General features: G+C 64.8%; 21 protein-coding genes. 13 read left to right on the plus strand and 8 right to left on the minus strand.

Annotated elements, in window-relative coordinates; translation table 11 throughout:
- Positions 1-64 precede the first annotated feature (64 nt).
- Positions 65-1,507 (plus strand): undecaprenyl-phosphate glucose phosphotransferase, encoded by a 1,443-nt coding sequence (locus ACE103_RS14505; RefSeq protein WP_375779963.1) that lies wholly within the window; start codon positions 65-67, stop codon positions 1,505-1,507.
- A gap of 56 nt (positions 1,508-1,563) precedes the next feature.
- Here ACE103_RS14505 and ACE103_RS14510 read toward each other — a convergent pair whose 3' ends face one another.
- The 5 genes from ACE103_RS14510 to ACE103_RS14530 form a co-directional block, all read right to left on the minus strand.
- Positions 1,564-2,160, minus strand: a complete 597-nt coding sequence (locus ACE103_RS14510; RefSeq protein WP_223968312.1) for a hypothetical protein — start codon at positions 2,158-2,160, stop codon at positions 1,564-1,566.
- Positions 2,153-2,932: a metallophosphoesterase family protein gene (locus tag ACE103_RS14515; protein WP_375779964.1), complete on the minus strand. Its 780-nt coding sequence runs from the start codon at positions 2,930-2,932 to the stop codon at positions 2,153-2,155. Before ACE103_RS14515 ends, ACE103_RS14510 begins: the two co-directional genes overlap by 8 nt.
- Before the next feature lie 7 nt (positions 2,933-2,939).
- Positions 2,940-4,175, minus strand: a complete 1,236-nt coding sequence (locus tag ACE103_RS14520) for a hypothetical protein (RefSeq protein ID WP_375779965.1) — start codon at positions 4,173-4,175, stop codon at positions 2,940-2,942.
- A gap of 197 nt (positions 4,176-4,372) precedes the next feature.
- Positions 4,373-4,657, minus strand: coding sequence for a hypothetical protein (locus tag ACE103_RS14525; RefSeq protein WP_375779966.1), 285 nt, complete (start codon positions 4,655-4,657; stop codon positions 4,373-4,375).
- 107 nt (positions 4,658-4,764) lie between these two features.
- Positions 4,765-5,061: a hypothetical protein gene (locus tag ACE103_RS14530; RefSeq protein WP_375779967.1), complete on the minus strand. Its 297-nt coding sequence runs from the start codon at positions 5,059-5,061 to the stop codon at positions 4,765-4,767.
- 298 nt (positions 5,062-5,359) lie between these two features.
- Here ACE103_RS14530 and ACE103_RS14535 point away from each other — a divergent pair, with 298 nt between their 5' ends.
- From ACE103_RS14535 to ACE103_RS14585, 11 genes are all read left to right on the plus strand, one after another.
- The gene (locus ACE103_RS14535) at positions 5,360-6,472 is read left to right on the plus strand and encodes a polysaccharide biosynthesis/export family protein (protein ID WP_375779968.1); all 1,113 of its coding nucleotides are present in this window, start codon (positions 5,360-5,362) and stop codon (positions 6,470-6,472) included.
- Between the two features lie 76 nt (positions 6,473-6,548).
- Positions 6,549-7,961 carry an O-antigen ligase family protein gene (locus ACE103_RS14540; RefSeq protein ID WP_375779969.1) on the plus strand — a complete coding sequence of 471 codons (1,413 nt, stop codon included), beginning with the start codon at positions 6,549-6,551 and terminating at the stop codon, positions 7,959-7,961.
- Between the two features lie 106 nt (positions 7,962-8,067).
- Positions 8,068-8,730, plus strand: a complete 663-nt coding sequence (locus ACE103_RS14545; protein WP_375779970.1) for a hypothetical protein — start codon at positions 8,068-8,070, stop codon at positions 8,728-8,730.
- Positions 8,731-8,859: 129 nt separating this feature from the next.
- The gene (locus tag ACE103_RS14550) at positions 8,860-11,133 is read left to right on the plus strand and encodes a polysaccharide biosynthesis tyrosine autokinase (protein WP_375779971.1); all 2,274 of its coding nucleotides are present in this window, start codon (positions 8,860-8,862) and stop codon (positions 11,131-11,133) included.
- Between the two features lie 13 nt (positions 11,134-11,146).
- Complete coding sequence (locus ACE103_RS14555) at positions 11,147-11,959, plus strand: hypothetical protein (RefSeq protein WP_375779972.1); 813 nt, start codon at positions 11,147-11,149, stop codon at positions 11,957-11,959.
- Entirely contained in the window at positions 11,956-12,714 is a 759-nt protein-coding gene (locus ACE103_RS14560; protein ID WP_375779973.1) for a class I SAM-dependent methyltransferase, read from the plus strand. Before ACE103_RS14555 ends, ACE103_RS14560 begins: the two co-directional genes overlap by 4 nt.
- A 3-nt stretch (positions 12,715-12,717) precedes the next feature.
- Complete coding sequence (locus tag ACE103_RS14565) at positions 12,718-13,833, plus strand: glycosyltransferase family 4 protein (RefSeq protein WP_375779974.1); 1,116 nt, start codon at positions 12,718-12,720, stop codon at positions 13,831-13,833.
- A complete protein-coding gene (locus ACE103_RS14570; RefSeq protein WP_375779975.1) occupies positions 13,830-15,122 on the plus strand; it encodes an O-antigen ligase family protein in 1,293 nt (430 codons plus the stop codon). The genes ACE103_RS14565 and ACE103_RS14570 overlap by 4 nt, the downstream gene beginning before the upstream one ends.
- Positions 15,119-16,438: a polysaccharide transporter gene (locus tag ACE103_RS14575; protein ID WP_375779976.1), complete on the plus strand. Its 1,320-nt coding sequence runs from the start codon at positions 15,119-15,121 to the stop codon at positions 16,436-16,438. Before ACE103_RS14570 ends, ACE103_RS14575 begins: the two co-directional genes overlap by 4 nt.
- The gene (locus ACE103_RS14580; protein WP_375779977.1) at positions 16,435-17,061 is read left to right on the plus strand and encodes a methyltransferase domain-containing protein; all 627 of its coding nucleotides are present in this window, start codon (positions 16,435-16,437) and stop codon (positions 17,059-17,061) included. Before ACE103_RS14575 ends, ACE103_RS14580 begins: the two co-directional genes overlap by 4 nt.
- 85 nt (positions 17,062-17,146) lie before the next feature.
- A complete protein-coding gene (locus ACE103_RS14585; protein ID WP_375779978.1) occupies positions 17,147-17,818 on the plus strand; it encodes a class I SAM-dependent methyltransferase in 672 nt (223 codons plus the stop codon).
- A gap of 21 nt (positions 17,819-17,839) precedes the next feature.
- Here the strand turns inward: ACE103_RS14585 and ACE103_RS14590 are convergent, their stop codons facing one another.
- From ACE103_RS14590 to ACE103_RS14600, 3 genes are all read right to left on the minus strand, one after another.
- Positions 17,840-18,559 carry a class I SAM-dependent methyltransferase gene (locus tag ACE103_RS14590; protein WP_375779979.1) on the minus strand — a complete coding sequence of 240 codons (720 nt, stop codon included), beginning with the start codon at positions 18,557-18,559 and terminating at the stop codon, positions 17,840-17,842.
- A gap of 8 nt (positions 18,560-18,567) precedes the next feature.
- Positions 18,568-19,878, minus strand: coding sequence for a nucleotide sugar dehydrogenase (locus ACE103_RS14595; RefSeq protein ID WP_375779980.1), 1,311 nt, complete (start codon positions 19,876-19,878; stop codon positions 18,568-18,570).
- A gap of 73 nt (positions 19,879-19,951) precedes the next feature.
- A complete protein-coding gene (locus ACE103_RS14600; RefSeq protein WP_375779981.1) occupies positions 19,952-21,262 on the minus strand; it encodes a glycosyltransferase family 4 protein in 1,311 nt (436 codons plus the stop codon).
- Positions 21,263-21,379: 117 nt separating this feature from the next.
- On the opposite strand from ACE103_RS14600, the gene ACE103_RS14605 reads away from it, so the two are divergent.
- Entirely contained in the window at positions 21,380-22,618 is a 1,239-nt protein-coding gene (locus ACE103_RS14605; RefSeq protein ID WP_375779982.1) for a glycosyl hydrolase, read from the plus strand.
- Positions 22,619-22,639 lie beyond the last annotated feature (21 nt).

Below are 22,639 nucleotides of genomic sequence, written 5' to 3' on the forward strand. Positions count from 1 at the left end.
CTTGCGAGCTCACGACCTGCCTGATATTACACATGTGAATTGTTAACACGAATGTTAATTCCCGATGACCGACCTTTCGGACGCTCGAATAGCGAAGGTACCGGTTAGCTTCGGCGCCTTCTCGTTCGCTTTTGGCTCGCTCGAAGCGTTTGCTGTCGTCTTCGAGATGATCATCGTCGTGCTGTCCAGCATCATCGGCGGCGCGGCCTATCACCTGTTTTACTACCACACGGTTTATAGCAACAGCTTCGAGGGTTTTCTAGGGATCGGGGTCCTCGCCGCCATCCTTCACATGTTCGTGGCGAAGTCGCAGGGCCTCTACAATGCACAGGTGCTGGCCGGTCTCGACCGGCGCTGGAGCAGTCTGCTCGGCGGGTGGCTGCTGGTCGTTCTGCTGATGACCCTGATCATCTTCCTTCTGAAGGTTGGCACCGGCGTCTCGCGCGGGTCGGTGATGTCGTTTGGCCTGATCGGCGGCCTCGGGCTGGTGACCGGACGGATGCTGCTGCAGGCGCCGCTGCAACGCGCGATCGACCGCGGCATGCTGGCGACGCGCCGCGCGATCGTGGTCGGGATGGCGGACGAATTGTCCCGGGTGCGGCAATCGAGCCTGCTGCGCGATTTCGGCCTCAGCGAGGTGCGACGGATCCAATTGTCCGGCCTGTCCGACGACGAGGGTGATCGCGCCGCCGTCGCGTCGGCCATCCGCGCGGCACGGGAGTGCGGCGCGGATGAGATCACCCTGGCGATGCCCTGGCAGGAGGAACCGCGCATCCAGTTCCTGTGCGATCAGCTGCGGGCGTCACCGCTGCCGGTGCGGCTGCTGCCGGATCGGACGGCGGAGCGATTCCTGGCGCTGCGGATGGTGGCGTCCGGCCCGATACCGACGCTGGAAATGCAGCGCTCGCCGCTCACCTCGGTCGAGCGTGCCGGCAAGCGGCTGTTCGACATCGTGGCATCGAGCGGCCTCCTGGTGCTGTTCGCGCCGCTTCTGATCGGGACGGCGATTGCGATCAAGCTCGACTCCAGGGGGCCGGTCCTGTTCCGGCAGCGCCGCAACGGGTTCGACGGCAAGCAATTCACCATCCTCAAATTCCGCTCCATGCACGTGCTCGAGGACGGCGATGTGATCACGCAGGCTCGCGCGAACGATCCGCGGCTGACCGGGATCGGCGCCACGCTGCGCCGTCGCAGCATCGATGAGCTGCCGCAGCTGGTGAACGTGCTGCGCGGCGACATGTCGCTGGTCGGGCCGCGGCCGCATGCGCTGGCGCATGACGACAAATATTCGAAGCTGATCGCAAGCTATGCGCAGCGCCAGCACGTCAAGCCGGGCATCACCGGTCTCGCACAGGTGCAGGGATTGCGCGGCGCGACGCCCGCGATCGAGGATATGCAGCTGCGGGTCGCGCACGATCTCATCTACATCAAGAGCTGGAGCTTCGTGCTCGACCTGCGCATCCTGCTGCGCACCGTCGGCGCGGTGCTGCGGCATAAGGGCGTCTGACGGCTGGGCGTCTTGACGGATCCCGCATCCGACCGCCGTTCGCGTGCCGACGCGCCTTACTCCGGGATGCTCTGGTTGGCGTCCTTGAATTCCGCCTCGATGATGTGCCGGTTGGCATCGGTCGCCACGCGATAGGCCTGGCCGATCGCGCCCTTCAGCTCCGGCGCGCGGGTGAGGATCAGGCGGATCTGCCGCTGCAGCAGATCGACCAGCTCCACATCGCGCGTGGTATCGACCTGCGCCAGCAGGATCAGCCGCGGCGCGATCAGGTCGCTGCGGTTGAACCCGGTGTAGTAGGACATCTTCAGCGCCTTCGATGCGGTCGGATTCAGCCAGTCGAACCGTCCGGTCGCCGCGGCGAGGCCGAACCAGGCGCCGGCGTCCATCGGCGAGAGCCGCAGTGCGCGGGTGAAGGCGGCTTCGGCCGCCTCGGGCGAGGTCTGCAATTTGCTCCAGCCGTCGGCGAGCCACAGCTCGCTCCTGACAACGCCGAGGGCGGCAGCCAGCGAAGACTTGCCGCGCATTGCATCGGCGGCGAGCCACCAGGCCGACAACGCCAGCGTCGCGGCGCCGATCAGGATTGCCGCCGGCATGAAGGCCGGCGACAGCTGCCGCACGCGCCGTCGGGGCGCATCAGTCGTCGCGCTAGCCATGGCGCGCCGCCCGGTTGCCGGTCATCAGCAGGCTTCGCCGCGCGCCCTCCAGCTTGACGCAGGTCAGGCGGCCGGTCGCGTAGGCGCCGGTGTCGACATTGATGCGGTTGTGCAGCAGCTCGGCCTCGTGCACCGGCGTATGGCCGTGGACCACGACCTTGCCGAAATCATCTTCCGACACCAGGAAGTCGTCGCGGATCCAGAGCAGGTCCTCCTTGCGCTGTTGCTTCAGCGCGAGCCCGGGCCTGACGCCGGCGTGCACGAAGAAATAGCGGCCGCAGGAATAGGTGATCGGCAGCGAGCGCAGGAAGGCAAGATGGGCCGGCGGCATCTGGCGAACCAACTGTTGCGCGAGCGCCCGCCGTTCCGCGGCGTCGGGATTGAGCGAGGGCGTCAGTCCATAGGACATCAGCGTCTGCAGGCCACCGAATTGCCGCCATTGCGCGAGCATGTCGGGATTGACGAGAAACTCCAGCAGGCAGGCCTCGTGATTGCCGAGCAGGCAGACCATGCTGCACGTGCGGCGGCGCTGATCGAGCATCGCGATCACATCGCGCGAATCCGGTCCGCGATCGATGTAGTCGCCGAGGAAGACCTGGATCGGCCGCGCCGGCCGGAACTTGCGGATATCGGTATCGATGCGCGCGCAGATCTCGTGCAGCAGATCGGCGTGTCCGTGAATATCGCCGACGGCATAGATGCAGGTCTCGTCGCCCTCGTCAGGTTCGAGGTCGCCGGTCTGGCCGACCATACGCCGGAGGAGGTTGCGCATCTGTGGTCTAGCCCGCCTGCAACCGTGAACGGCTGATCCGCTGTGCCAGTCCTGTTCCGATCACGGCTCCCACCACGATCACTCCGGGCAGCGCCGGCAATTCCGGCAAAGTGAAGGCGGCGAGCGCCAGGGTCAGCAACACGGCTGCCGCCGCCGCGGGATAGGACCAGTCGCGGCCGCGATTACGTGCACCCGCCGTGAACGCCGCGATACCCACGATCGTAACCGCGAGTGAAGTCCAGAACATGGCGGAACCGAACTGCGTGATCAAGGCGGCGGCGCTGTTCGCCACCACGGGCCGCGTGGTTGCGCCTTGCCAGTCCATGTAGGTCGATGCCAGCGTTGCGGTGGTGCCGGCGCCGCTGCCGAGCGCGGGCAGGTCGGCGAGCAGATTTTGGGTCGACTGCACGAGCTCGTCCGGCGCATGGGTGAAGGCGATAGCAAGCGCCACGTCGGGGTGACGGTTGGCGCTCGCCGTGACCAGTGCGATCAGCGCGATCGCAGCCGCAGCAGCAGCGCTGCTCCAGCGAGGCAGAGCAAGTCTTCGCGCGGCGAAGGTCATCAGGACGAGCGCGATGCCCCCTGCGATTGCGATCGCGGCGCCGTGCCGCCCGTACCAGCAGGCGCAGGTGGCGCAAAACAGCGCGCTGGCGGCGAGCAGCCGGCGCAGTCGGGTCGACTGGGCCGCCGTGCGGCCGCCAACAATATGTCGGCCGGTGTCGAGTGCGCGCGCAAGGCCGAGCGGGACGCCAATGAGAACGACGACGAGGAATCCGTTTGCTGTCCCGTCGCGCGCAGCGTCGGCGACGCCGAGCCAAGCTTTGATCGGATCGCTATACAACACCAGGATCAGAGCTACGACGGCCGCCGTCGCTGCAATGCTGCGGGCCACCATGTCGGCGCGGCGGGGATCGATCGCGATCGCCGCGGCGGTGATCATGACCGAGAGCAGCGACAGCCAGAGCAGCAGCGCGCCGAGGCTTGCACCGGTATCGATCGTGATGCTGCCGCTGAGCGGTGCAGCCAATGTATCGCCGGCGAATTTCCACACCGGATGCGCCCAGAACGTCAGCGGCAGCATCTGCAGGATGATCCAGAGCATCGGCAGCAGCGCTGCCGCAACGGCGGGCCCGGCAACGGACTTCAGGAAAGACAGTTCACCCGGACGAATCGATCTGAGGCTTGCCAGCAGGCCGAGCGACGTTGCGGCGCCGACCACGCCGGTGGCGAGCGATGCGTCCATGAGACCCACCGGAATCGATGCCCCGATCAAGATGCAGATGAAAGCCGTGACGTTCCACACGGGAGGGGCAAATCCTTGGGAAAATCCTTGGGAAACAGGTCCTGCGGACGATGAGAACGCAAGGCAGCGGGATGCCCCGGGCTCGCGGCGAGGTCAATGGAAATCGGGCGCGCCAGGCAAGGCAGCGTCGTACCGTGTCAATGAGGGCGGCGCAGGGCGATGAGCGGCGTCGAGCTGCGGGACCGGAGCAACGGCGCGAAGGCGCTCGCGAGATATCCGCCCTGCAGCGATACCATGGCGATGATCATCAGCAGCGCAGTCTCGGACCACGAGAGGCGCGCCACGCCGACGGCGGCCAGCAGCATGAGTTCGACAAGCATCACCGGCACCAGCACCAGACAGTGCTGGCGCAGCCCGAGCACGGCGCCGCCGATCAAATTGCCAAGCAAAACAAATAACATAACCAAACCCTGCGCCCGCATATTATCGGGCAGGGTCCTAAGCCGGGGTTAAGCCGGTCGTCGCAAATTCCACAGTCCAGTGCCGGCCGGCGTCGGAACGGCACACGGTTATGTTAGTCGATTAACATTCAGAACGGGCGCAGGTCGCCGTAACTGTAGGCGGCCCAGTAGTCGCGGCCGCCATATGGCCCATAGGCGCCATACAGCGGCGCACAGGAATAGCGATCCGGGCAACCGTGCCAGCAGACCCGTTTCCACTGGCAGACATCGCCATGACAATATTGCAGCCGCTGGCAGTTGGCGCTGACACGCTCGACGGCGCGCGGGGCCTTGTAGATGCCTAGGTCCGCAGCAAATGCGGTTGATCCGCCAAGCAGAACCACAACCGTCCCCAATGCTATCGCCAGCGGCTTCATGCGAACCATCGAACTCCCAACCGATTAACTCAAACCATCTCGTTCACAGATAATCGGAACATCACACGAAATCAAAGCCGGAGTGATGTCGCGCGGACCGCTTGTTCACGGCGACACGCCGGTGTCGCTCATTTGCCTCACTTTGCTAACATTATTTATCAATTGCGGTGCATCATATCACGGAACCTTGTGATTGTGATAGTCGGCGTGTTACGGCACGGCCGGAGCATTTTAAATGTCGCGTGCGAATTTCATTCGAGCAATGTTATCGCTTGCGGCCGCCTGCTGGGTCGGCGGTTGCCATTACATGCCGACCAACGGTCCGACGAGTTCTGACGTCGTCGCCGGGCAGAAGGATCCGGAAAGCCTGCCCTATGCGATGGTCAAGATCACGCCGCAGGTCGAGAACGTGCTGGCGTCGTTCGCGCCGCAACTCGCCGGAGGCATTCAGGGCCCGCCACCAAAGGACATCCACTTCGGCATCGGCGACGTCGTCAGCGTCACGATCTTCGAGGCCGCCGCCGGCGGTCTGTTCATTCCGGTCGAGGCCGGCGTGCGCCCCGGCAATTACATCACGCTGCCGAACCAGAACGTCGATACCGACGGCAATATCTCGGTGCCCTATGCCGGCGCGATCCGCGCCAAGAACCGCACGCCGACCGAGGTGCAGCGCTCGATCGTCGATGCGCTGAAGAACCGCGCGATAGAGCCGCAGGCCGTGGTCGCCCTGATCGAGCAGCGCACCTCGCTGATCTCTGTGCTCGGCGAGGTCAATACGCCGAACCGCTTCCCCGCCAATGCCGCGGGCGAGCGTGTGCTCGACTCGATCACGCGCGCCGGCGGCCCGAAAGGGCAGGGTTTTGATACATGGGTGATGCTGGAGCGTGATGGCAAGCGGACGACGGTGCCGTTCGGCCAGCTGGTCTACGAGCCCAAGACCAACATTTATGCGCATCCAGGCGACACCATCTATGTCTACCGCGAGCCGCAGACCTTCGTCGCTTTCGGCGCGTCAGGTGCGCAGGGCCAGTTCAATTTCGAGGCCTGGCGTATCTCGCTCGCCGAAGCGGTCGCCAAGGCGGGCGGCCTGAACGATTCCTCGGCCGATCCGGCCTCGGTGTTCGTCTATCGCGGCGAGCTGCCGGAAGTGGCGGCCAAGCTTGGCGTCGACGTCAGCAAATATTCAGGGCCGATCATCCCGGTCGTCTACAACATCAATTTCCGCGATCCGGCCGGCTATTTCCTGGCCACGCGTTTCCAGTTGCGCAACAAGGACGTGCTTTATGCATCGAACGCGGCATCCGTCGAGGACGCCAAGCTCATGCAGCAAATCCGCCTCGTCACCGCAACGGTGAACGATCCGATCGTGGCCGCCTACAACGCAACTTTACTTCGTAGTTCGATCAAGCTTGCGCCCTGATATTCGGGCGTGAGCCGGCGCGGCCGGCTTCATGACACATTTGCGATTAGCTTCCAGCTCAAGCGAGGCTACGGCATTGCCGTGGTCCGTGCGCTGGTCGTCGTGGCTGTTCTGCGCCGTCGTCGCGCTGGCGCCGCTGCCGCTCGGCTCGGTCGGGGTTGTCGCGCCGGCGATCTGGTCGATCCTGCTCGGCGCCGTGCTGCTCGGGATGTTGCCGATGTCGTTGCGCGGCAGCCAGCTTGCGATCCTGGCGGTGACCGCGCTCTTGACGGCGCTCGCCATGCTGGTGCTGCACGAGCAATCGGCGGTGCGGCCCTGGCTGGGTGTGGCCCCGAACGCGCTGTGGGCGGAGGCCGGCAAATTGCTGCCTGCCGAGCTTCCACCGGTCGTGACGATCGCAACCAACCAGCCGTTTTATTCGGCAGGCGTCGGAATCGTCTGCCTGCTCAGCTTTGCGATCGGCGTTGTGCTCGGCGCCAACCGCATTTTGGCGCGCGGCTTGTTGCAGGCCGTGGCCGCGGCCGGCCTGGTCTATGCGATCAGCGGCATCATCACCTTCGCGATCGATCCCGCCCGGATCTACCTGCTTCATGAAAAGCAGGCGCATCTGGAATGGTTGACGTCGCCCTTCGTCAATCGCAACACGGCGGCCATCTATTATGGCTGCTGTGCGCTGATCTGGATGCTGTTCGGCTGTGAATTGATCGAACGGCATTGGCCGTCGCGCCGTCCCAGCCTGCCACGCCTGCTGGCGCGCCTCGACATGCACGCGCGGCGCCGGCTCGCCGGCCATGCGTTGGGCTGGCTCGTTTGCCTGCTGGCGATGTTTCTGGCTGGATCGCGCGGCGGCATCGGGATCTCGTTGCTCGCGGCGGTCGCAGCTGCCGCGATCTTCTTTCGCAACCGGATGCCGCGCCGCTACGGCCTGATCATGGCGCTTTGCGTCGGCAGCCTGGTTGCGCTGGCGCTGCTGCAACTGCTCGGCGGCGGCGTCGGCGCGCGCTTCAGCACGATCGGCCTGTCGGATGAGGGACGGTTCTCGACCTATCGCGCGACGTTGCGGATGATCTGGGACCACCCCTGGCTCGGCGATGGTTTCGGGAGCTTCGAATGGGTCTATCCGGCGTATCGCACCGACGACATCTCGCTGCGCGGGACCTGGAACCGAGCGCATAACAGCTGGCTCGAGCTGGCGTCCGACGGCGGAATGCTCATGGCCGGCGCCGTCATGATCGCGCTGCTCGCAGCGTTCGCCGTGCTCGCGCATGGCGTGCGGACCCGCCGTCGCGACGTGATCGTGCCGCTCGCGGCGCTCTGCGCGTCGACCGCCGGCGCACTCCATTCGATGATCGATTTCTCGCTCCAGATCACCGGCTATGCCGTAGTTATCGCGGCCTTGCTTGGGGCGGGCCTGTCACAATCCTTCCGTTCCGGCAGGCGTCACGGCACCGGGCGTGACGCCGGTGTTACGATCGGGACGGCTGGTTAACGTTGATTTCGCGTCGGGCCCGGGTCATGTCCGGTCGAGGGTATTTAATTGGCGCGACAACTCTGACTATGCTAACGAACTGTTAGTATTTGTTAGGGAGATGGCAGTGTTCACATTTGAGCGATCCGGCGGTTTTTCCGCCCTGCGCCTGGCGGCGGTAATGGCGATGTTGGCGCTGGCGGCGCCCGGCGGCGCAGCGCTGGCGGAAACGCCCGGCGGGCTGATCCAGCTCTCGCAGGCGGTCACGAATTTCAAGGCCAACCCGGAACAGTTGCTGACCCAGTTTCCGAACGCGGGTGTGGAGTTGACTTCGCGGGCGCGCGACTTCGCCCTCAACGATCCGACATCGCTCGATACGCTCGTTGCTCTGCTCGCCAAGGCAAGCAAGGACCAGAAGACGGCGATCGCCGCCGGTCTGGCCCAGGCCGCGCGTATCGTGGTGCGCAGCAATCAGCCCTATGCGACGCGCATTCAGCAGGCGATCGCCGACACCAAGGACCTCGACACCGTGATGGCGTTTGCCGCGGCGTCCGGTGACAGCGGCACCGCTGCGACCGGCGCCGGCGGCGCGGGCAGCGCCGGTGCATCCGGTGGCCAGACCAGCGCGCTCGGCGCCAACGGCGCGGGTGGCGGCACGCTCGAGGCCATCAACGGCAACAGCGTCAACACCGGCAACTTCCGCTTCACCTCGTCGGTGAGCAGCTCGGGCAACAATACGACCGGTACAACCGCCGGCACCACCACACTGATTTCAACAGTTACTCCCTGAGCGGGCGTTCGATCGCGAATGGAGAACTTTCAGCAGCAGCGCGCTTCGGTGTCGGCGACGGAACGCTTCCCGGGATCATTGGAGGACGCGAGGGCAGGATGCATCCTGCCGGCGCGGCGATAGGACGAGATGCTTCAGCGCAACCAGATTTCGCCGCCCGTCGATCTGAGAAATCGTCCGGCCGAACTGCCGTCGCTGGCGGAAACTTTCGACGCCTTCGTCACCTATCTGCTGCGGCAATACTGGGTCATCCTGGGGACTGCCGGGCTCTGCCTGTTCGGCGGCATCTGCTACCTGGCGACGGCAGCGCCGAGCTATACCGCGCTCGCCACGATGATCATCGACACGCGCAAACTCCAGGGCGCCCAGCAGCAATCGCCGGTGAATGACCTCCCGGTCGATTCTTCCGCGGTCGAGAGCCAGGTCGAAATCCTGAAGTCGGAGAACGTGGCGCTCGCGGTGATCCGCGACCTCAAGCTCAACGAGGATCCGGAATTCATCGGCTCCAGGGCCGGCGCGGCGGGAGCGGTGCTGGATTTCGTGTCCGGCCTGTTTGCCGGCAGCGCGCCGCCCAACGAGTTCTACCGGACCCGGCGCGCGGTCCGCACCTTCGAGAAGCAGCTCGACGTCCGCCGGCGCGGCATGACCTATGTGATCGAGGTCTCTTTCCGCTCGCTCGATCCCGAGCGCGCGGCGCAGATCGCCAACGCGGTTGCCGACGCCTACATCGTCGAGCAGCTCGATTCCAAGTATCAGTCGACCCGCCGCGCCAGTGTCTGGCTGCAAGACCGCATCCAGGAGCTGCGCACCCAGGCATCCAAGGCCGAGCGCGCCGTGCTCGACTACAAGAAGACCAACAACATCGTCACTTCCAGCGGCAAGCTGCTGAACGAGCAGCAGCTCGGCGAGCTCAACACTCAGCTGCTCCAGGTGAAGTCGCAGGTCACCGACGCCAAGGCCAAGCTCGACCGCATCGAGGCGGTGGTGAAGGGCGGCGTCCCCGATGCGACGGTTGCCGATACCCTGAACAACCAGGTCATCACCAAGCTTCGCTCGCAATATCTCGAGCTTTCCAATCGCGAGGCCGACTGGTCGTCGCGCTACGGCTACAATCACCTGGCCGCCGTCAATCTGCGTAACCAGATGCGCGAGATCCAGTCGTCGATCATCGACGAATTGAAGCGGCTCGCGGAGAGCTACAAGAGCGACTATGCGATCGCCCTGCAGCGTCAGACCGAGATCGAGCGCGCCGTGAACGATTCGGTTTCGCAGTCGCAGTCCACCAATCAGGCGCAGGTCACGCTGCGCGAGCTCGAGAGCTCGTCCCAGACCTATCGCTCGCTCTATGATAACTTTCTGCAGCGCTACATGGAAAATGTGCAGCAGCAGTCGTTTCCGGTCAGCGAGGCGCGGGTGATCACCCGTGCCTCGCGTCCCCTGAGCAAGAGCCACCCGCAGACCTTCGTCGTGCTCGCGCTCTCGGCGCTCGGCGGCCTGATTGCCGGGCTCGCGCTCGGCGTGTTGCGCGACCTCTATGACCGGGTATTCCGCACCGCTGACATGGTCGAGACCATTCTCGACGCCGACTGCGTCGCGATCGTTCCCCGCCTCTCGCCAAGCCAGCTCAAGGCGCCGGCGGCAGGTCGTCCTAGCCCGCCGGTCGGCGCGCGCATGATCCAGCGCGGCGATGAGCCGGTGCTGTGGGCGGCGATTGATTCACCATTCTCGCGATTCTCCGAAGCGATCCGCTCGATCAAGGTCAATGCCGACCTCAATGTCACCAAGCCGTCGAAGATCCTTGGCTTGACCTCGGCGCTGCCCAACGAGGGCAAGTCGACGCTCGCCTTCGTGTTCGCGCAGCTGGTCGCCCAGAGCGGGGCGCGCGTGCTCCTGGTCGATTGCGACCTGCGCAATCCCTCGCTGAGCCGCAAGGTCGCCGCCAAAGCCGAGCGCGGCATTCTGGACGTATTGTCGAACAATGCGACATTGCAGGACACGCTGTGGCGCGATCCCGAGACCGGCCTTGCCTTCCTGCCGGGCGCCACACGGTCGCGCATCGCGCATTCGCACGAGGTGCTGGCCTCTGACCAGATGAAGGATTTCATCGACGGGGTCCGCAGCCATTATGATTACGTGATCGTCGACTTCCCGCCGCTCACGCCGGTGGTCGATGTCCGCATCACCGCGCACTTCGTCGATTCCTTCGTCTTCATCGTGGAATGGGGCAAGACCCAGGTGCAGGTCGTCGAGCGGGCGTTGCGCAGCGCGCGTGCGGTCAACGAGAACCTGCTCGGCGTCGTGCTCAACAAGGCCGATATCGCCGCGATGAGCCGCTATAGCGGCTATGGCGGCAAGAACTATTATTACAACTCGCATTATGGGCGATATGGCTACACCGAGTGAGACGCATGGTGGTATGCCCCGGCGTGCCGCCATCTGGCTTGCGCGCGGCTTTTTGGCCGCGGTCGCGTGCTCGTCGGTCGCCTGGGGCGCGACCACCTTGCCGGTGTTCATCGACCAGACCAGGCTCGATGGCGCCAGAGACCTGATCGTGCGCAACGTGCCGGTCAGCGACGCGGAACTCGGCGATCTCGGTCCGCTGCTGTCGCGCGCTTCGGCGCGACCGGATTGCATACCGGCGATCGATCGCGACGCGGCGGTGATCCGGCTGCGGCTCGCCGAGAACGCATTCGCATCCGGCAACCTCGTGGACAGGCGGTTGGGCGAGCTCGACGCGGCTGTCCGCAAGTCGCTCGGCTGCGCGCCGGCAGATCCTTATCTCTGGGACGTGCTGTTCTGGCTCCGTAACATCAGGCAAGGTTTGAACGATGCAAATTTCGACCTGCTGCGAATGTCCTACCGGCTCGGGCCCAATGAAGGCTGGATCGTCGTCACGCGCAGCGCCTTGGCGCTCGCGATACTCGATGCCCTGCCGCCTGATCTTTCAGACGCGGTCGTGGCCGAGTTCGCACGCCTCGTGAAGACCGAATTGTATACCGAGGCGATCGATCTCCTGAAGGGGCCCGGCTGGGTGCACCGGGACAGGCTACTGGCCGGCCTCGCAGCTGTCCCGCAACGCAACGTCGACATCCTGACCCGCACCATGGCCGACATCGGATACGATCTCGACCACCGTTCGCCGACGGAGCGACGCAATCCGGAGCAAAAAACGAACGACCGCCTCGACGAGCCTGCCCGAATGCCGCCCGCAGCGATGGCTCGACCATGACGATGGAATTCAGCATCGGACAGCACAACGCGCATTATGAGGGCGTCTATTCGGCGCAGGAGCGCGACTGGCGCCGCGTCTGCGCGGTCGACAAGGCCGATCATATCGCCGGCTTGCTCGGTGGGTCCGCCGCCGCTGTCGGGAATGTGCTCGAGGTCGGTTGCGGCACCGGCGCCGTGCTGGCGCGGCTGTCCGCGATCGGGATCGGCCGCGACTTCACCGGCATCGACGTCATCGATCCCGCAACCAACCTGGAGACCGACGGCGCCGCGTCAGCCCCGTTCCGCTGGTCGAGCTATGACGGTGCAACGATCCCGTTCGCTGACGGATCGTTCGATCTTGTCTATGCCAGCCACGTGCTCGAGCATGTGCCCGAACCGCGCGCGTTCCTGCGCGAGCTTGCGCGGGTGGCGCGGGATTTCATCTATCTCGAAGTGCCGTGCGAGCTGCATGCGCGAACCAATCGTCGGGCCCTGCAATCGACGCTCGACATCGGCCATATCAATTTCTACACGCCGGACACGTTCCGTCTCGTGCTGGAGACCGCGGGGCTCCATGTTGCCGGCTTCGGTACCTATGATCACAGCCTGCCGGTGCACGCCTTTCATTCATCGCGCCTGAAGGGCCTTGCCAAGAGCCTTGTGCGGAAGTCGCTGTTGGCGATCAGCCCCGAACTCGCGACCCGGCTTGCGACCTATCATTGCGGGGCGCTCTGCCGGCGCGCCGAGGCGGCGCCGCCGCCGCGGGACCGCTAAGCCATGGCGCCGCGCGTGGTCGTCTTCAACAACATGATCACACCCTACACCAACCGGCTCTACAACGAGCTGGTTGACCGTGGGCTGGATCTCGCCGTGCTGTCCTGTACCGCGCAGGAGGCCGATCGCTCCTGGGCGGGATCGTTTACGCCGCGCTACACGACGCGCACGGTGCCCGGTGTCTCGATCCCGCTGTCGCGGTCGCGCCACACCCATCTCAATATCGGGATCGGGCGCGCCCTGAACGCGCTGGCGCCCGACCTGCTGTTCGTCAACGGCCTCTATCCCTCGATGCTGGCCGGCGCGGCATGGGCGCGTGCCAACGGCAGGGCGCTTGCGCTGACGATCGACGGCTGGCGCGAGACGATGCCCAACACGGCCTATCATCGCCTGGCGCGACCATGGCTGCTGCGCCAATGCGGCGCGGTCGTGTGCTGCAGCGACAAGGGCAGGGCGTACTTCCGCGGCGAGGGTGTTGGCGACGACGATCTGTTCGTGGTGCCGCTGGTGCCGGCATGGGATCCGCCGGACATTATCCCTGACTTCCACGACCGTCCCTTTCACCTGCTGTGGTGCGCCCGCATCAACGACGATGCCAAGAACGCGATCTTCTTCGAGAACGTCGCCATTGCGCTGGGCCGGGTCTTGCCTGGCTTGCGGGTTCGCGTGGTCGGGTCCGGCGCTGCCGAGCAGCGCTTGCTGGCGCGGCTCGGCGGCGCCGGCATCGATGTCAGCCACGACAGCTATGTGCCGTGGCAGGCGATATCGGAGGTCTACCTGCAATCGCGGCTGCTGCTGCTGCCCTCGCTGCTGGAACCATGGGGTCTGGTGTGCAACGAGGCCTTGCAGTGCGGGGTTCCCTGCCTGGTGTCGCCCCATGTCGGGGCAGGCGGCGAGTTGGTGCGCGACGACCATAACGGCCATGTTTGCGCGCTCGATGAGCAGGCCTGGGTCGACGCGGCGCGCGGCTTGCTCGAACATCCCGCGCGCTGGGAGGCGATGGCGCAGCAGGCCCGGCAGAGCGTTCGAAAGGATGCGCTTGCCGACGCCGCGACTCGCTTTGCGGCCACGGTCGATCATCTCTTGAGGGCGCCGGCCCGGCAGGAGGCTACGCAATGATCGGTAAATGGTGGTTTCGAACCGAGGTCTTTCTGCACGCCTATCTGGTGATGGTGCTCGGCTGCATCTACTTCCTGTTCAATTTCATCGAGGGCATCTCGTTCGCAGAACGGGCCGGGGAGTCCACGCTGTTCCGCGGCGCGTGGCTCCTGCTTTATATCGTGCTGATGCTGCACATTGCGGTCGATCGGAGCCGCTTCGGCGTGCTGATACTGCAATCACATCTCTATTTGACGTTCATTGCTTTCGCGCTGGTGTCGCTGGTGCTGAGCGCCGACCCCGCGGGCTCGTCGATCAAGTTCGCGATGTATCTCCTGACCACGCTGTTCTCGGCCTGGGTCGTGATCAGCTGCCCGGTCGATCGGCTCGTCGACACCCTGTTCCGGATCGGGATCGTGGTGCTGATCGTTCACATTCTGTTGTTTCCGGTGATCGGCTCGCAATGGGCCTACGATCCGCTGCATCGGCCGACCGTGCTCGGGACCCAGGCCTATGCCGGCGTATTCGGTCACAAGAATCTCGCGGGCGCCTTCTTCGGTCTCATGGTGCTGATCTGCTTCGTGCGCATGCTGGCGGGGCCGCGGCGGCAGTTCGGCTGGTCGCTGCTGCTGATGGGATGTCATCTTTTTGCGCTCGCCGCGGCCGGCGCCGCTGGACCGCTGATCAGCATGTTGACGGCACTCGCCGTGACTTTCGGGCTGCTGCTGGTGGTGCTCGGGCACAGGGGAGCTGCCGCGATTTACTGGCTCGGCCTCGCCTTTGTTGCGCTTGTCATGTTCGCCGTGCCGAGCGACGAGTTGTACGGGCTGGTCGGCCGCAGCGGAAACCTGACCGGCCGCTCGTTCCTCTGGGCGGTCTGGCCGCACTTCTTCTGGCAACACCCCTGGCTGGGCTACGGCTTCTCCGGGTTCTTCAACGAACTGCCGAACTCGCCCGTGAACGAGCTGACGAGCATGGCGCCATGGAACACCGAGTTCGGCTCGTTCGAGAATTCCTATCTCGATGCTTTCCTCCAGTTCGGCCTGCTCGGCGGCGCGTTCTATATGCTGCTGGTCGCGCGGGCGTTGTGGAACACCATCGTCTTCACGTTCGAGCGGCGCGGAATGTACTGGCTGGCACCGTTCGCGATGCTGCTGTTCGTCGTGATCGCGTCAGCCAACGATTCCAGCCAGCTGCTGCATAATTATTTCGGCTGCGTGCTGGTGTTCTGGTGCTATTTCGGGCCGGAAGCCAGGCTGCAAATGGCGCCACGGCGGGCGTTTGCCAGACTGCGTGTGAGTGAGGCGTGAGTGCGTTGACCGACAGGTTGGATCGCGTGGCGGCCCAGACCAGGGTCACTGGTGCCGTGAGCGGAGCGCTCCGCCGGCTGCGGCGCGCCGGGGGCAATGTCGCGCTCGGCCTGATCGATCAGGCGGCGCTCAGCGGCTCGGCTTTCGTGTTGACGGTGGTGCTGGCAAATGTGCTCGATATCAGTTCGTTCGGCCGGTTCAGCGTCGCCTGGTCGTTCTCGATCCTGATCGAGGCGGTGTTTCTGCGTGGCCTGTTCGATGACGGCCTGCCGGCGACTGCGCATCGCATCCCGAAATCGCTGTGGCCGCAGCTGCGGCTCGGCCTCTATCTGTCGTCGTTGCTCGTCTCGGCTGTGCTTGGGCTGCTGCTGGTGATTGCGGGCCTCGTGATCGCAGCAGTCGGCGGCACCGCGGGCGGGCTCGTGATCGCAACCGGGCTCGCGATCCCTGCGGTTCGGCTGCAAAGCATGTTCCGCCGCATCTGCTATCTCGATGGGCGGCTGCCGCGCGCGGTGGCGTCGTCGCTGACCTATTGCGTGGCGCTCGTCGTCTCGGCCGGGCTGATGATCGCGCTCAAACTGACCGGCGCTGCGGCCGCGATGGCGTGCTTCGCGATCTCGGCGGCGCTTGCCGGCAGCCTGCTGCTCGCTCACACCAGCGAACTGGCCTGGCCGCGGACGAGGATCTTCCGCGGCTCGCTGCGACGGCTGTTTCGGAACGGCCGCTGGTTCGTCGCGACCTCGCTCACCTACTGGATCGGCAGCATCGGCCTGATCCCGGTTTGCGGTTTCCTGATCGGGCTGGACGCGAGCGCGTCGCTGCGGATCCTGCTCCTGGTGTTCGCACCGCTCAGCCAGTTCTGCGCGACGCTGTTCTCGGTTCGCCTGCCGGAAATTGCAGCCGAACTGCGCGCCGGCCGGCGCAGCGCGGTCGCCGCTGCTGCGCGCGAGAATGCCGTGCTGCTCGGCTCGATCGCGCTCGCCTATGGCGCGGTGGCCGTGCTGCTCGGCCAGCACATGCTCGCCCTCGTCATCCACGGCCAGAGTTATGAGATCGGCACCGGCAGCCTCGCCTTGATGGGGACCGCAATGGCGCTCGACGCGGTGTGGCTCGGCCTCGCGCTGCCGTTGTTTGCGACCGGCAGGCCGCAGCGGTTCATGCTGAGCCGGATCGCCGGCCTCGTCGCGCTGTGCTGCGTTCTGCCGCTGGCGGCTGAGGCCTGGCAGGTGACGGGCGCGGTTGCGGCGATGGTGGCCTCCAGCGCGGCGTCGGTGATCGTGGTCGTGCTGACCAATTCGGTGCGGGAGCAGACATGACCGACGACGCATCCGGCCACTCGCTCTCGAAGCTGCATATCGGCGCCTTCAATTGCGGCATCGCGGGCTGGGTCAACACCGACATCACGATGCATCTGTGGATCGCGCGCCTGCCGCTCGCGGCGAAAGCGTTGCATTTCGCCGGCCTGCTGAGCGACGCCCGCTATGCCGAGCATCGCCAGGGCAAATTTGCCGGGCTGCGCTACATGGATCTGACCAAGCCGTTGCCGTTCGCCGACGGCAGCCTCTCGGCGGTGTTCAGCGCGCATGTCTTCGAGCATCTGTTTCCCGACGAGGTCGCGCGGCTGACGCGTGAGATCGCGCGGGTGTTGGCGCCAGGCGGGGTGTGCCGCATCGTCGTCCCCGACATGGAAAGGATCGTCGCGCTCTACGATCCGGCCGCACCGCAGGCCTTCCTCAAGGGCGTGTTCGAGATCGAGCGCCGCAGGGATGCCGCCTTTGCGCATCACTGGGGCTTTACGCGCGCTTCCCTTGCGGCGCTGTTCCGCGATGCGGGCTGTTCCGAGGCCCACACCCGGGCCTATCGAGAGGGGGTCTGCCCCGACATCGACCGGCTCGACAACCGGCCGGAGGAATCGATCTTCTTCGAGGCGATCAAGTGAGCGGGATCGGCAAATCGATCCACCGCTGCGTGAAGGATTGCGCGTGCCGTGCTAGACCGACGCGACCGAAAGCAGGAGATTGACATTGCTGGGCGCGATCCAAGCCCGATTTTCCGGTGCAGCGCGCAAGCGGCGCGGCGAGTTCCTCGTCCGCACCGTGAACCTGCCGCTCGACGCAAAGATCCTCGATCTCGGCGGTGGCACCGGCCGGCACATTCGCGCGATCCTGCCGCGCCATACCGACATCACGGTTTGCGATATATCGGCCGACGATTTGCAGGCCGCGCGCGAGCGCTTCGGGTTCAAGACGGTGCTGCTGCAGGAGACCGAGCGCTTGCCGTTCGTGGATCAGGCGTTCGATTTCTGCTTCTGCTCGTCGGTGATCGAGCATGTCACCGGGCCGAAGCAGGACGTCGTGACGATCGAGAACGACACGGCATTCCGGACTATCGCGCGCGAGCATCAGAATCGCTTTGCCGGCGAGATCTCGCGGGTCGCGAAGTCGTTTTACGTGCAGACGCCGCACCGGTACTTTCCGATCGAGAGCCATACCTGGTTGCCCGGAATCATCGTCCTGTTGCCGAGGCGACAGCAAATCGCACTGATCGAGAGGTTCAACCGCTTCTGGTTCAAACGGACCGCGCCCGACTGGCACCTGTTCGACTGGCGCGAGATGACCGAAACGTTTCCGGATGCGAAGATCTACCGCGAGCGATATCTCGGCGTGACCAAGTCGCTGATGGCGATCAAGGCGTGAAGCAGGTAACTGCCCGCCACATCAATTGTCGCGGCGGGCGAGGATATTGATCAGCGTGCCGACCGCGGGCCGGCGGTCGAGCGCCGGCGGGAGCGGGGAGCCGGCAAAGCTGGCGCCGAGCATTGTGAGAGCATGTTGCCGCAGCAGGTTCTGCATCACGGCCGGCGTCGTGTCGAACTTGGAGAACGCGAGGTAGCGGAACAGCGGCCGCGCCGACACGCGCGACGAAGCCGCATGCGCGAGCTTGTAGCCCTGGCGCAGCAGCGATCCGCGGTTGGGGACCGAGAGCAGCAGCAGTCCGCCGGGCCTGAGCACGCGATGGATCTGGGCGAGGCACTGCGCCAGGTCGGGGACATATTCCAGCACGCTCGCGCAGAGCACGCCGTCGAAGGATCGATCCGCAAACGGCAGGCTTGCGATGGTCGGAATCTGCCGGAATGTGAGCCGTTCGGCCAGCGTGCCGTCGGCGGGTCGGCCGCGTGCCGCCGCAATCATCTCCGATGAGGCGTCGACGCCGGTGACGTCGCAGCCGCGTGCGGCGAGCAGGCGGGAGAGCGTTCCGGTGCCGCACCCTGCATCCAGCCAGCGCTGGCCCACAAGGTCTGTGTTCCCGAGCAGATCGAACATCGCGGCCGTGCGCGCCTTGAAGGTGCGGCTCCGATGCAGCGTCTCCCACTCCGACGAGATCTCGTCGTGAAAGCGGATTTCGGGTCGGTCGCGGGTCTGGGCCATGGTGGCCATGGTGTTCCCTACCAGTGAAAGCCGCTCACTCTGGCGCTCACCTCGTCGGGCAATCCGATATCAGACAGTTCGAGCACCACCTGGTCGGGCCGGGTTGCCTTCAGCGCCGCAACGAAGCGCGGATCGGCCGTCGTCAGCACGATGATGTCGGCCCATTCGATTGTCGCCGTCACGTCGTCATGCAGCAGACCGACCAGCTCCGGGTTGCGCATCATGAAGTCGCGGTTGGCGCCGATCAGTTGCGACAGCCGAACGTTGGGGTCGTAGATCCGGATGTCGCGCCGTTCGCCGCGCAGGCTTTTCACCAGTTCGACGAAGGGACTGTCGCGAACATCGTCGGTGCCGGCCTTGAAGCTGATGCCGAGGAATGCGATGCGGCGGCCGTCATGCGACAGGATCCAGTCGGCGCCGCGCGACATGATCATGTCGTTGCTCGGCAGGATGCTTTCGAGCACCGGCGTCGACAGTCCGCGGCTGTGCGCGAGGTGCTTCAGCGCCTTGACGTCCTTGGGCAGGCAGGAGCCGCCGAAGGCAAAACCCGGCCGCAGATAGGCCGGCGAGATGTTGAGCCTTGTGTCCTGCAGGAAGATGTTCATGACGTCGCGGCCGTCGATGCCGAGCGTCTTCGCGATGGTGCCGATCTCGTTGGCAAAGCTGACCTTCAACGCGTGCCAGCTGTTGTCGACATATTTGACGAGCTCGGCGATCTCGACCGGCGGGGTGATCTTGGCGCCCGGCAGATCCTTGTAGAGCGCCATGACGCGGTCTGCGGTTTCCTGATTGAAGGCACCGACCACCGTCTTGGACGGCGCGTTGAAGTCGGCAATCGCGCTGCCTTCGCGCAGGAACTCCGGATTGAAGGCGAGGTCGAAATCGCGTCCGATCTTGTTGCCGGAGGCTTCCTCGATCAGCGGTCCGACGGTGCCGCGGGTGGTGCCGGGCAGCACGGTGGAGCGGATCGTCACGGTATGCGGCGCGTTCTTCGCGCGCAGCCCACGGCCGATCTCGATGGCGACCTCTCGGATCGCGGCCAGGTCGAGATTGCCATTGCCGGACGACGGCGTGCCGACGCAGACCATCGAGATGTCACTGTTGACGATCGCCTCGGTGGCGTCGGTGGTGGCGGTCAATTGACCCGTTGCAACCGCGTGCGCCACCTTGTCCGAGATGCCCGGCTCGATGACCGGCGATCGGCCCCCGCGGATCAGGTCGACTTTCGCAATGCTCTTGTCGACGCCGATGATCTGATGGCCGAGTTCGGTGAAGCAGGCCGCGCAGACCGTTCCGACATAGCCGAGGCCGAAAATGCTGACATTCATGCTTCGACCTTCAACCATCCAAGGACGTGCGTGTGGCGGCGTCGCGTTTCGCGTGAGTGAGGCGGCAGGGCGTTCAACGCGATGCCCGCCCGGCGGCTGCATTGGCGCTGACACCAGACGCCTGCGAGGTTGACCGCTCCGCGGTGGCGATCGTGCGCGGCGCGCGGCTCTGCCAGGGGAGTTTCCTCGCGAACAACGCCTCATAGGCGGCGAGCAGCTTCGGCTCCTCGTGCGTCCAGGACAATTCGCGCTCGACTCGGCTGCGGCCAAATGCCCCCATCGTCTGCCGTAACGTCGGATTATCGACCAGCGTGATGATCTTGCCGGCGAAATCCTGCGGGTCGTTCTTCGCCGCATAGAGCGATGCGTCGAGCGCCGAGCGGCGGCCTTCGCGAACCTCGAACTGAACGATCGGCCGTCCGAGCGCCATGTATTCCATGATCTTGTTCATGGTGGAGATGTCGTTCATCGGCGTGACGCGATCCGGATTGACGCAGACGTCAGCGGTCGAGAGCATCGTGAACAGCGCGTCGTCGGCGACGGCGCCGGTGAAGTTCACGTAGTCGGAGAGCTGCATCTCTTCGCAGAGCTTGACCACCGCATTCCACTCCGGCCCGGTGCCGGCGATGTTGAACTGGATGTCGGTGCGGCCGAGATCGTGCACGATGTGGCCGATCGACTGCAGCAGGAGATCGATGCCTTCCGACTGGCCGATCACGCCGATATAGCCGACGCTGTAGCGTCGGCCGCGGCGCCAGGCCGGATCGGCGGGGCGGGAGCGCACCCGGTCGAGACTGGGGCCGGAGCGCACCACGAAGACCCGGTTGGCCGGCATCCGGCCGCGGGTGATCGCGATCTCGCGATAGGATTCGTTGGTCGCGATCGAGATGCTTGCGGTCTTGAAGGTGAGATATTCGACCAGCCGCAGCAGATGCCAGAAAAAGTCCCGGCGGCCGAATTTTGCTTCGTAGAGCTCGGGATTGACGTCGTGATGATCGAACACGAAGCGCTTGCCGCCGAGCTTGAACAGCAGGCCGATCAGGAAGATCAGGTCGGGCGGATTGCAGCCATGGATCACGTCGAAGCCGTGCTTCCACGCCACCTTGAGCGCAAGCCACGTCTCCCAGAACAGCGCGACCGGATATTCGATGAGGTAGGCGGCGATCCCGCGCGCTTCCAGCGGCATCGGATGACGGTAAATGTGAATGCCGTCGAGGCATTCGTAGGATTCGTCATGGCCGCGGCCCTTCGGGCAGATCACTGAAACTTCATAGCCTGCCTGGCGCAGCGACGTTGCCTCGCACCACACCCTGCGATCGAAAGGAACCGGAAGGTTCTCGACGATGATCAGGATCCGCCGCGGTGATGGTTCAGCTCTCGACATCTGCGATGATCTATACCATTGACCTAACAACATCACAATCTGACTAACATCGGCATTAACATGAGCGACTTCCATTATGCAATCCCGGCACGGATGTGACGGCGACGAGACACCGACATGGCAGGCAAAGTGAGGGATTGGGCACAGGCGGCGTTGATTGCACTGGTTTTGAGTGCGCTGGCGCCGCTGGCTCACAAATGGCCGCTGCAGTGGGCCGGTGCGGCGGCAAACGATGCGCTCGATGTGAGCCGTGTGAACGTGGTGATCCCGCCGTCGCTTTTCGGCATGACGATCAATGCGATCGGGCAGTCGCAGCCATGGCCCGAGCTCAAATTTGACGGCGTCCGGCTATGGGGCGCGATCTACTGGGCCCAGATCAATCCGGCGCCCGGCATCTACAATTGGGCGCGCTTCGACGCCATCCTCGCGGCGGCGGAGCGCGAGCACGTCGATATTGTCCTCAATCTCGCCTTCACGCCGCGTTGGGCCGCGTCAGTGAAGGATGCGCCGCCGGCGTTCACGCCGGGCGCAAGCTCGCCGCCTGCCGATCTCGCATCGTGGGATGAATGGGTGCGTGCGGCCGTTGCGCGTGCAGCCGGCCGCATCAAATACTGGGAAATCTGGAACGAGCCCGAGGATCCTAAATATTACTCGGGCGATATTGCGACCATGGTCCAGATGCAGAAACGGGCCTACGAGATCATCAAGCAGGCCGATCCCGCCCTAACTGTGCTGACGCCGTCGTCCAACGGCACGCCGGACGGCTATCGCTGGCAACAGGCCTTCATGGCGCAAGGCGGCGGCCAATATGCCGATGTGTTCGCCTTCCACGGCTATACGAGTGAACCCGAAGCGGTGATCGGAATCATCGCCCGCTTCAAGCAGATCCTCGCCGCGCACGATCTCTCCACAAGGCCGATCTGGGACACCGAGGCCGGCTGGTCGTCCCACGATGACAATCCGGATGGCTGTCTGGCGCGCGCCTATATCCTGAAATGGATCAGCGGTGTCGACCGGTTCTATTGGTACGAGTTCGCCGGCGGGGGCAGCGACTTCGGCAAATTGTGGGACCGGGCACGCGGGCTGCTTCCGAGCGGAATTGCCTATCGCACGGTCCAGTCATGGCTGGTCGGTGCCAGCGTCGTGGCCGCGGCCAGGCCGTCGCCGTCGACCTGGCGCGTCGATCTCCGCATGCCGGATGGCCGCAGCGGTCTGATCCTCTGGACCACCAACGGGCGGTCCATCTATCGGGTCGATCCGCGCTTTGACCGTTACCAGGGTCTCGACGGCGGCGAAGGAGTTGTTGCCAACGGTGAGGTCGAGATCTCGCCCAAACCGGTCCTGTTGCTGGAATGATAACGATGTTAAACTTCCGCA

It is taken from the genome of Bradyrhizobium sp. ma5 (assembly GCF_042258955.1).
Lineage (GTDB): Bacteria > Pseudomonadota > Alphaproteobacteria > Rhizobiales > Xanthobacteraceae > Bradyrhizobium.

What these genes read in the sequence shown, in the direction of transcription:
- ACE103_RS14530 (WP_375779967.1), bottom strand. Translation starts at nt 5,061, where the DNA reads ATGGTTCGCATGAAGCCGCTGGCGATAGCATTGGGGACGGTTGTGGTT.
- ACE103_RS14590 (WP_375779979.1), bottom strand. Translation starts at nt 18,559, where the DNA reads ATGGCCACCATGGCCCAGACCCGCGACCGACCCGAAATCCGCTTTCAC.
- ACE103_RS14570 (WP_375779975.1), top strand. Translation starts at nt 13,830, where the DNA reads ATGATCGGTAAATGGTGGTTTCGAACCGAGGTCTTTCTGCACGCCTAT.
- ACE103_RS14600 (WP_375779981.1), bottom strand. Translation starts at nt 21,262, where the DNA reads ATGTCGAGAGCTGAACCATCACCGCGGCGGATCCTGATCATCGTCGAG.
- ACE103_RS14510 (WP_223968312.1), bottom strand. Translation starts at nt 2,160, where the DNA reads ATGGCTAGCGCGACGACTGATGCGCCCCGACGGCGCGTGCGGCAGCTG.
- ACE103_RS14535 (WP_375779968.1), top strand. Translation starts at nt 5,360, where the DNA reads ATGCCGACCAACGGTCCGACGAGTTCTGACGTCGTCGCCGGGCAGAAG.
- ACE103_RS14525 (WP_375779966.1), bottom strand. Translation starts at nt 4,657, where the DNA reads ATGCGGGCGCAGGGTTTGGTTATGTTATTTGTTTTGCTTGGCAATTTG.
- ACE103_RS14580 (WP_375779977.1), top strand. Translation starts at nt 16,435, where the DNA reads ATGACCGACGACGCATCCGGCCACTCGCTCTCGAAGCTGCATATCGGC.
- ACE103_RS14515 (WP_375779964.1), bottom strand. Translation starts at nt 2,932, where the DNA reads ATGCGCAACCTCCTCCGGCGTATGGTCGGCCAGACCGGCGACCTCGAA.
- ACE103_RS14505 (WP_375779963.1), top strand. Translation starts at nt 65, where the DNA reads ATGACCGACCTTTCGGACGCTCGAATAGCGAAGGTACCGGTTAGCTTC.
- ACE103_RS14555 (WP_375779972.1), top strand. Translation starts at nt 11,147, where the DNA reads ATGCCCCGGCGTGCCGCCATCTGGCTTGCGCGCGGCTTTTTGGCCGCG.
- ACE103_RS14595 (WP_375779980.1), bottom strand. Translation starts at nt 19,878, where the DNA reads ATGAATGTCAGCATTTTCGGCCTCGGCTATGTCGGAACGGTCTGCGCG.
- ACE103_RS14565 (WP_375779974.1), top strand. Translation starts at nt 12,718, where the DNA reads ATGGCGCCGCGCGTGGTCGTCTTCAACAACATGATCACACCCTACACC.
- ACE103_RS14550 (WP_375779971.1), top strand. Translation starts at nt 8,860, where the DNA reads ATGCTTCAGCGCAACCAGATTTCGCCGCCCGTCGATCTGAGAAATCGT.
- ACE103_RS14605 (WP_375779982.1), top strand. Translation starts at nt 21,380, where the DNA reads ATGGCAGGCAAAGTGAGGGATTGGGCACAGGCGGCGTTGATTGCACTG.
- ACE103_RS14560 (WP_375779973.1), top strand. Translation starts at nt 11,956, where the DNA reads ATGACGATGGAATTCAGCATCGGACAGCACAACGCGCATTATGAGGGC.
- ACE103_RS14520 (WP_375779965.1), bottom strand. Translation starts at nt 4,175, where the DNA reads ATGGACGCATCGCTCGCCACCGGCGTGGTCGGCGCCGCAACGTCGCTC.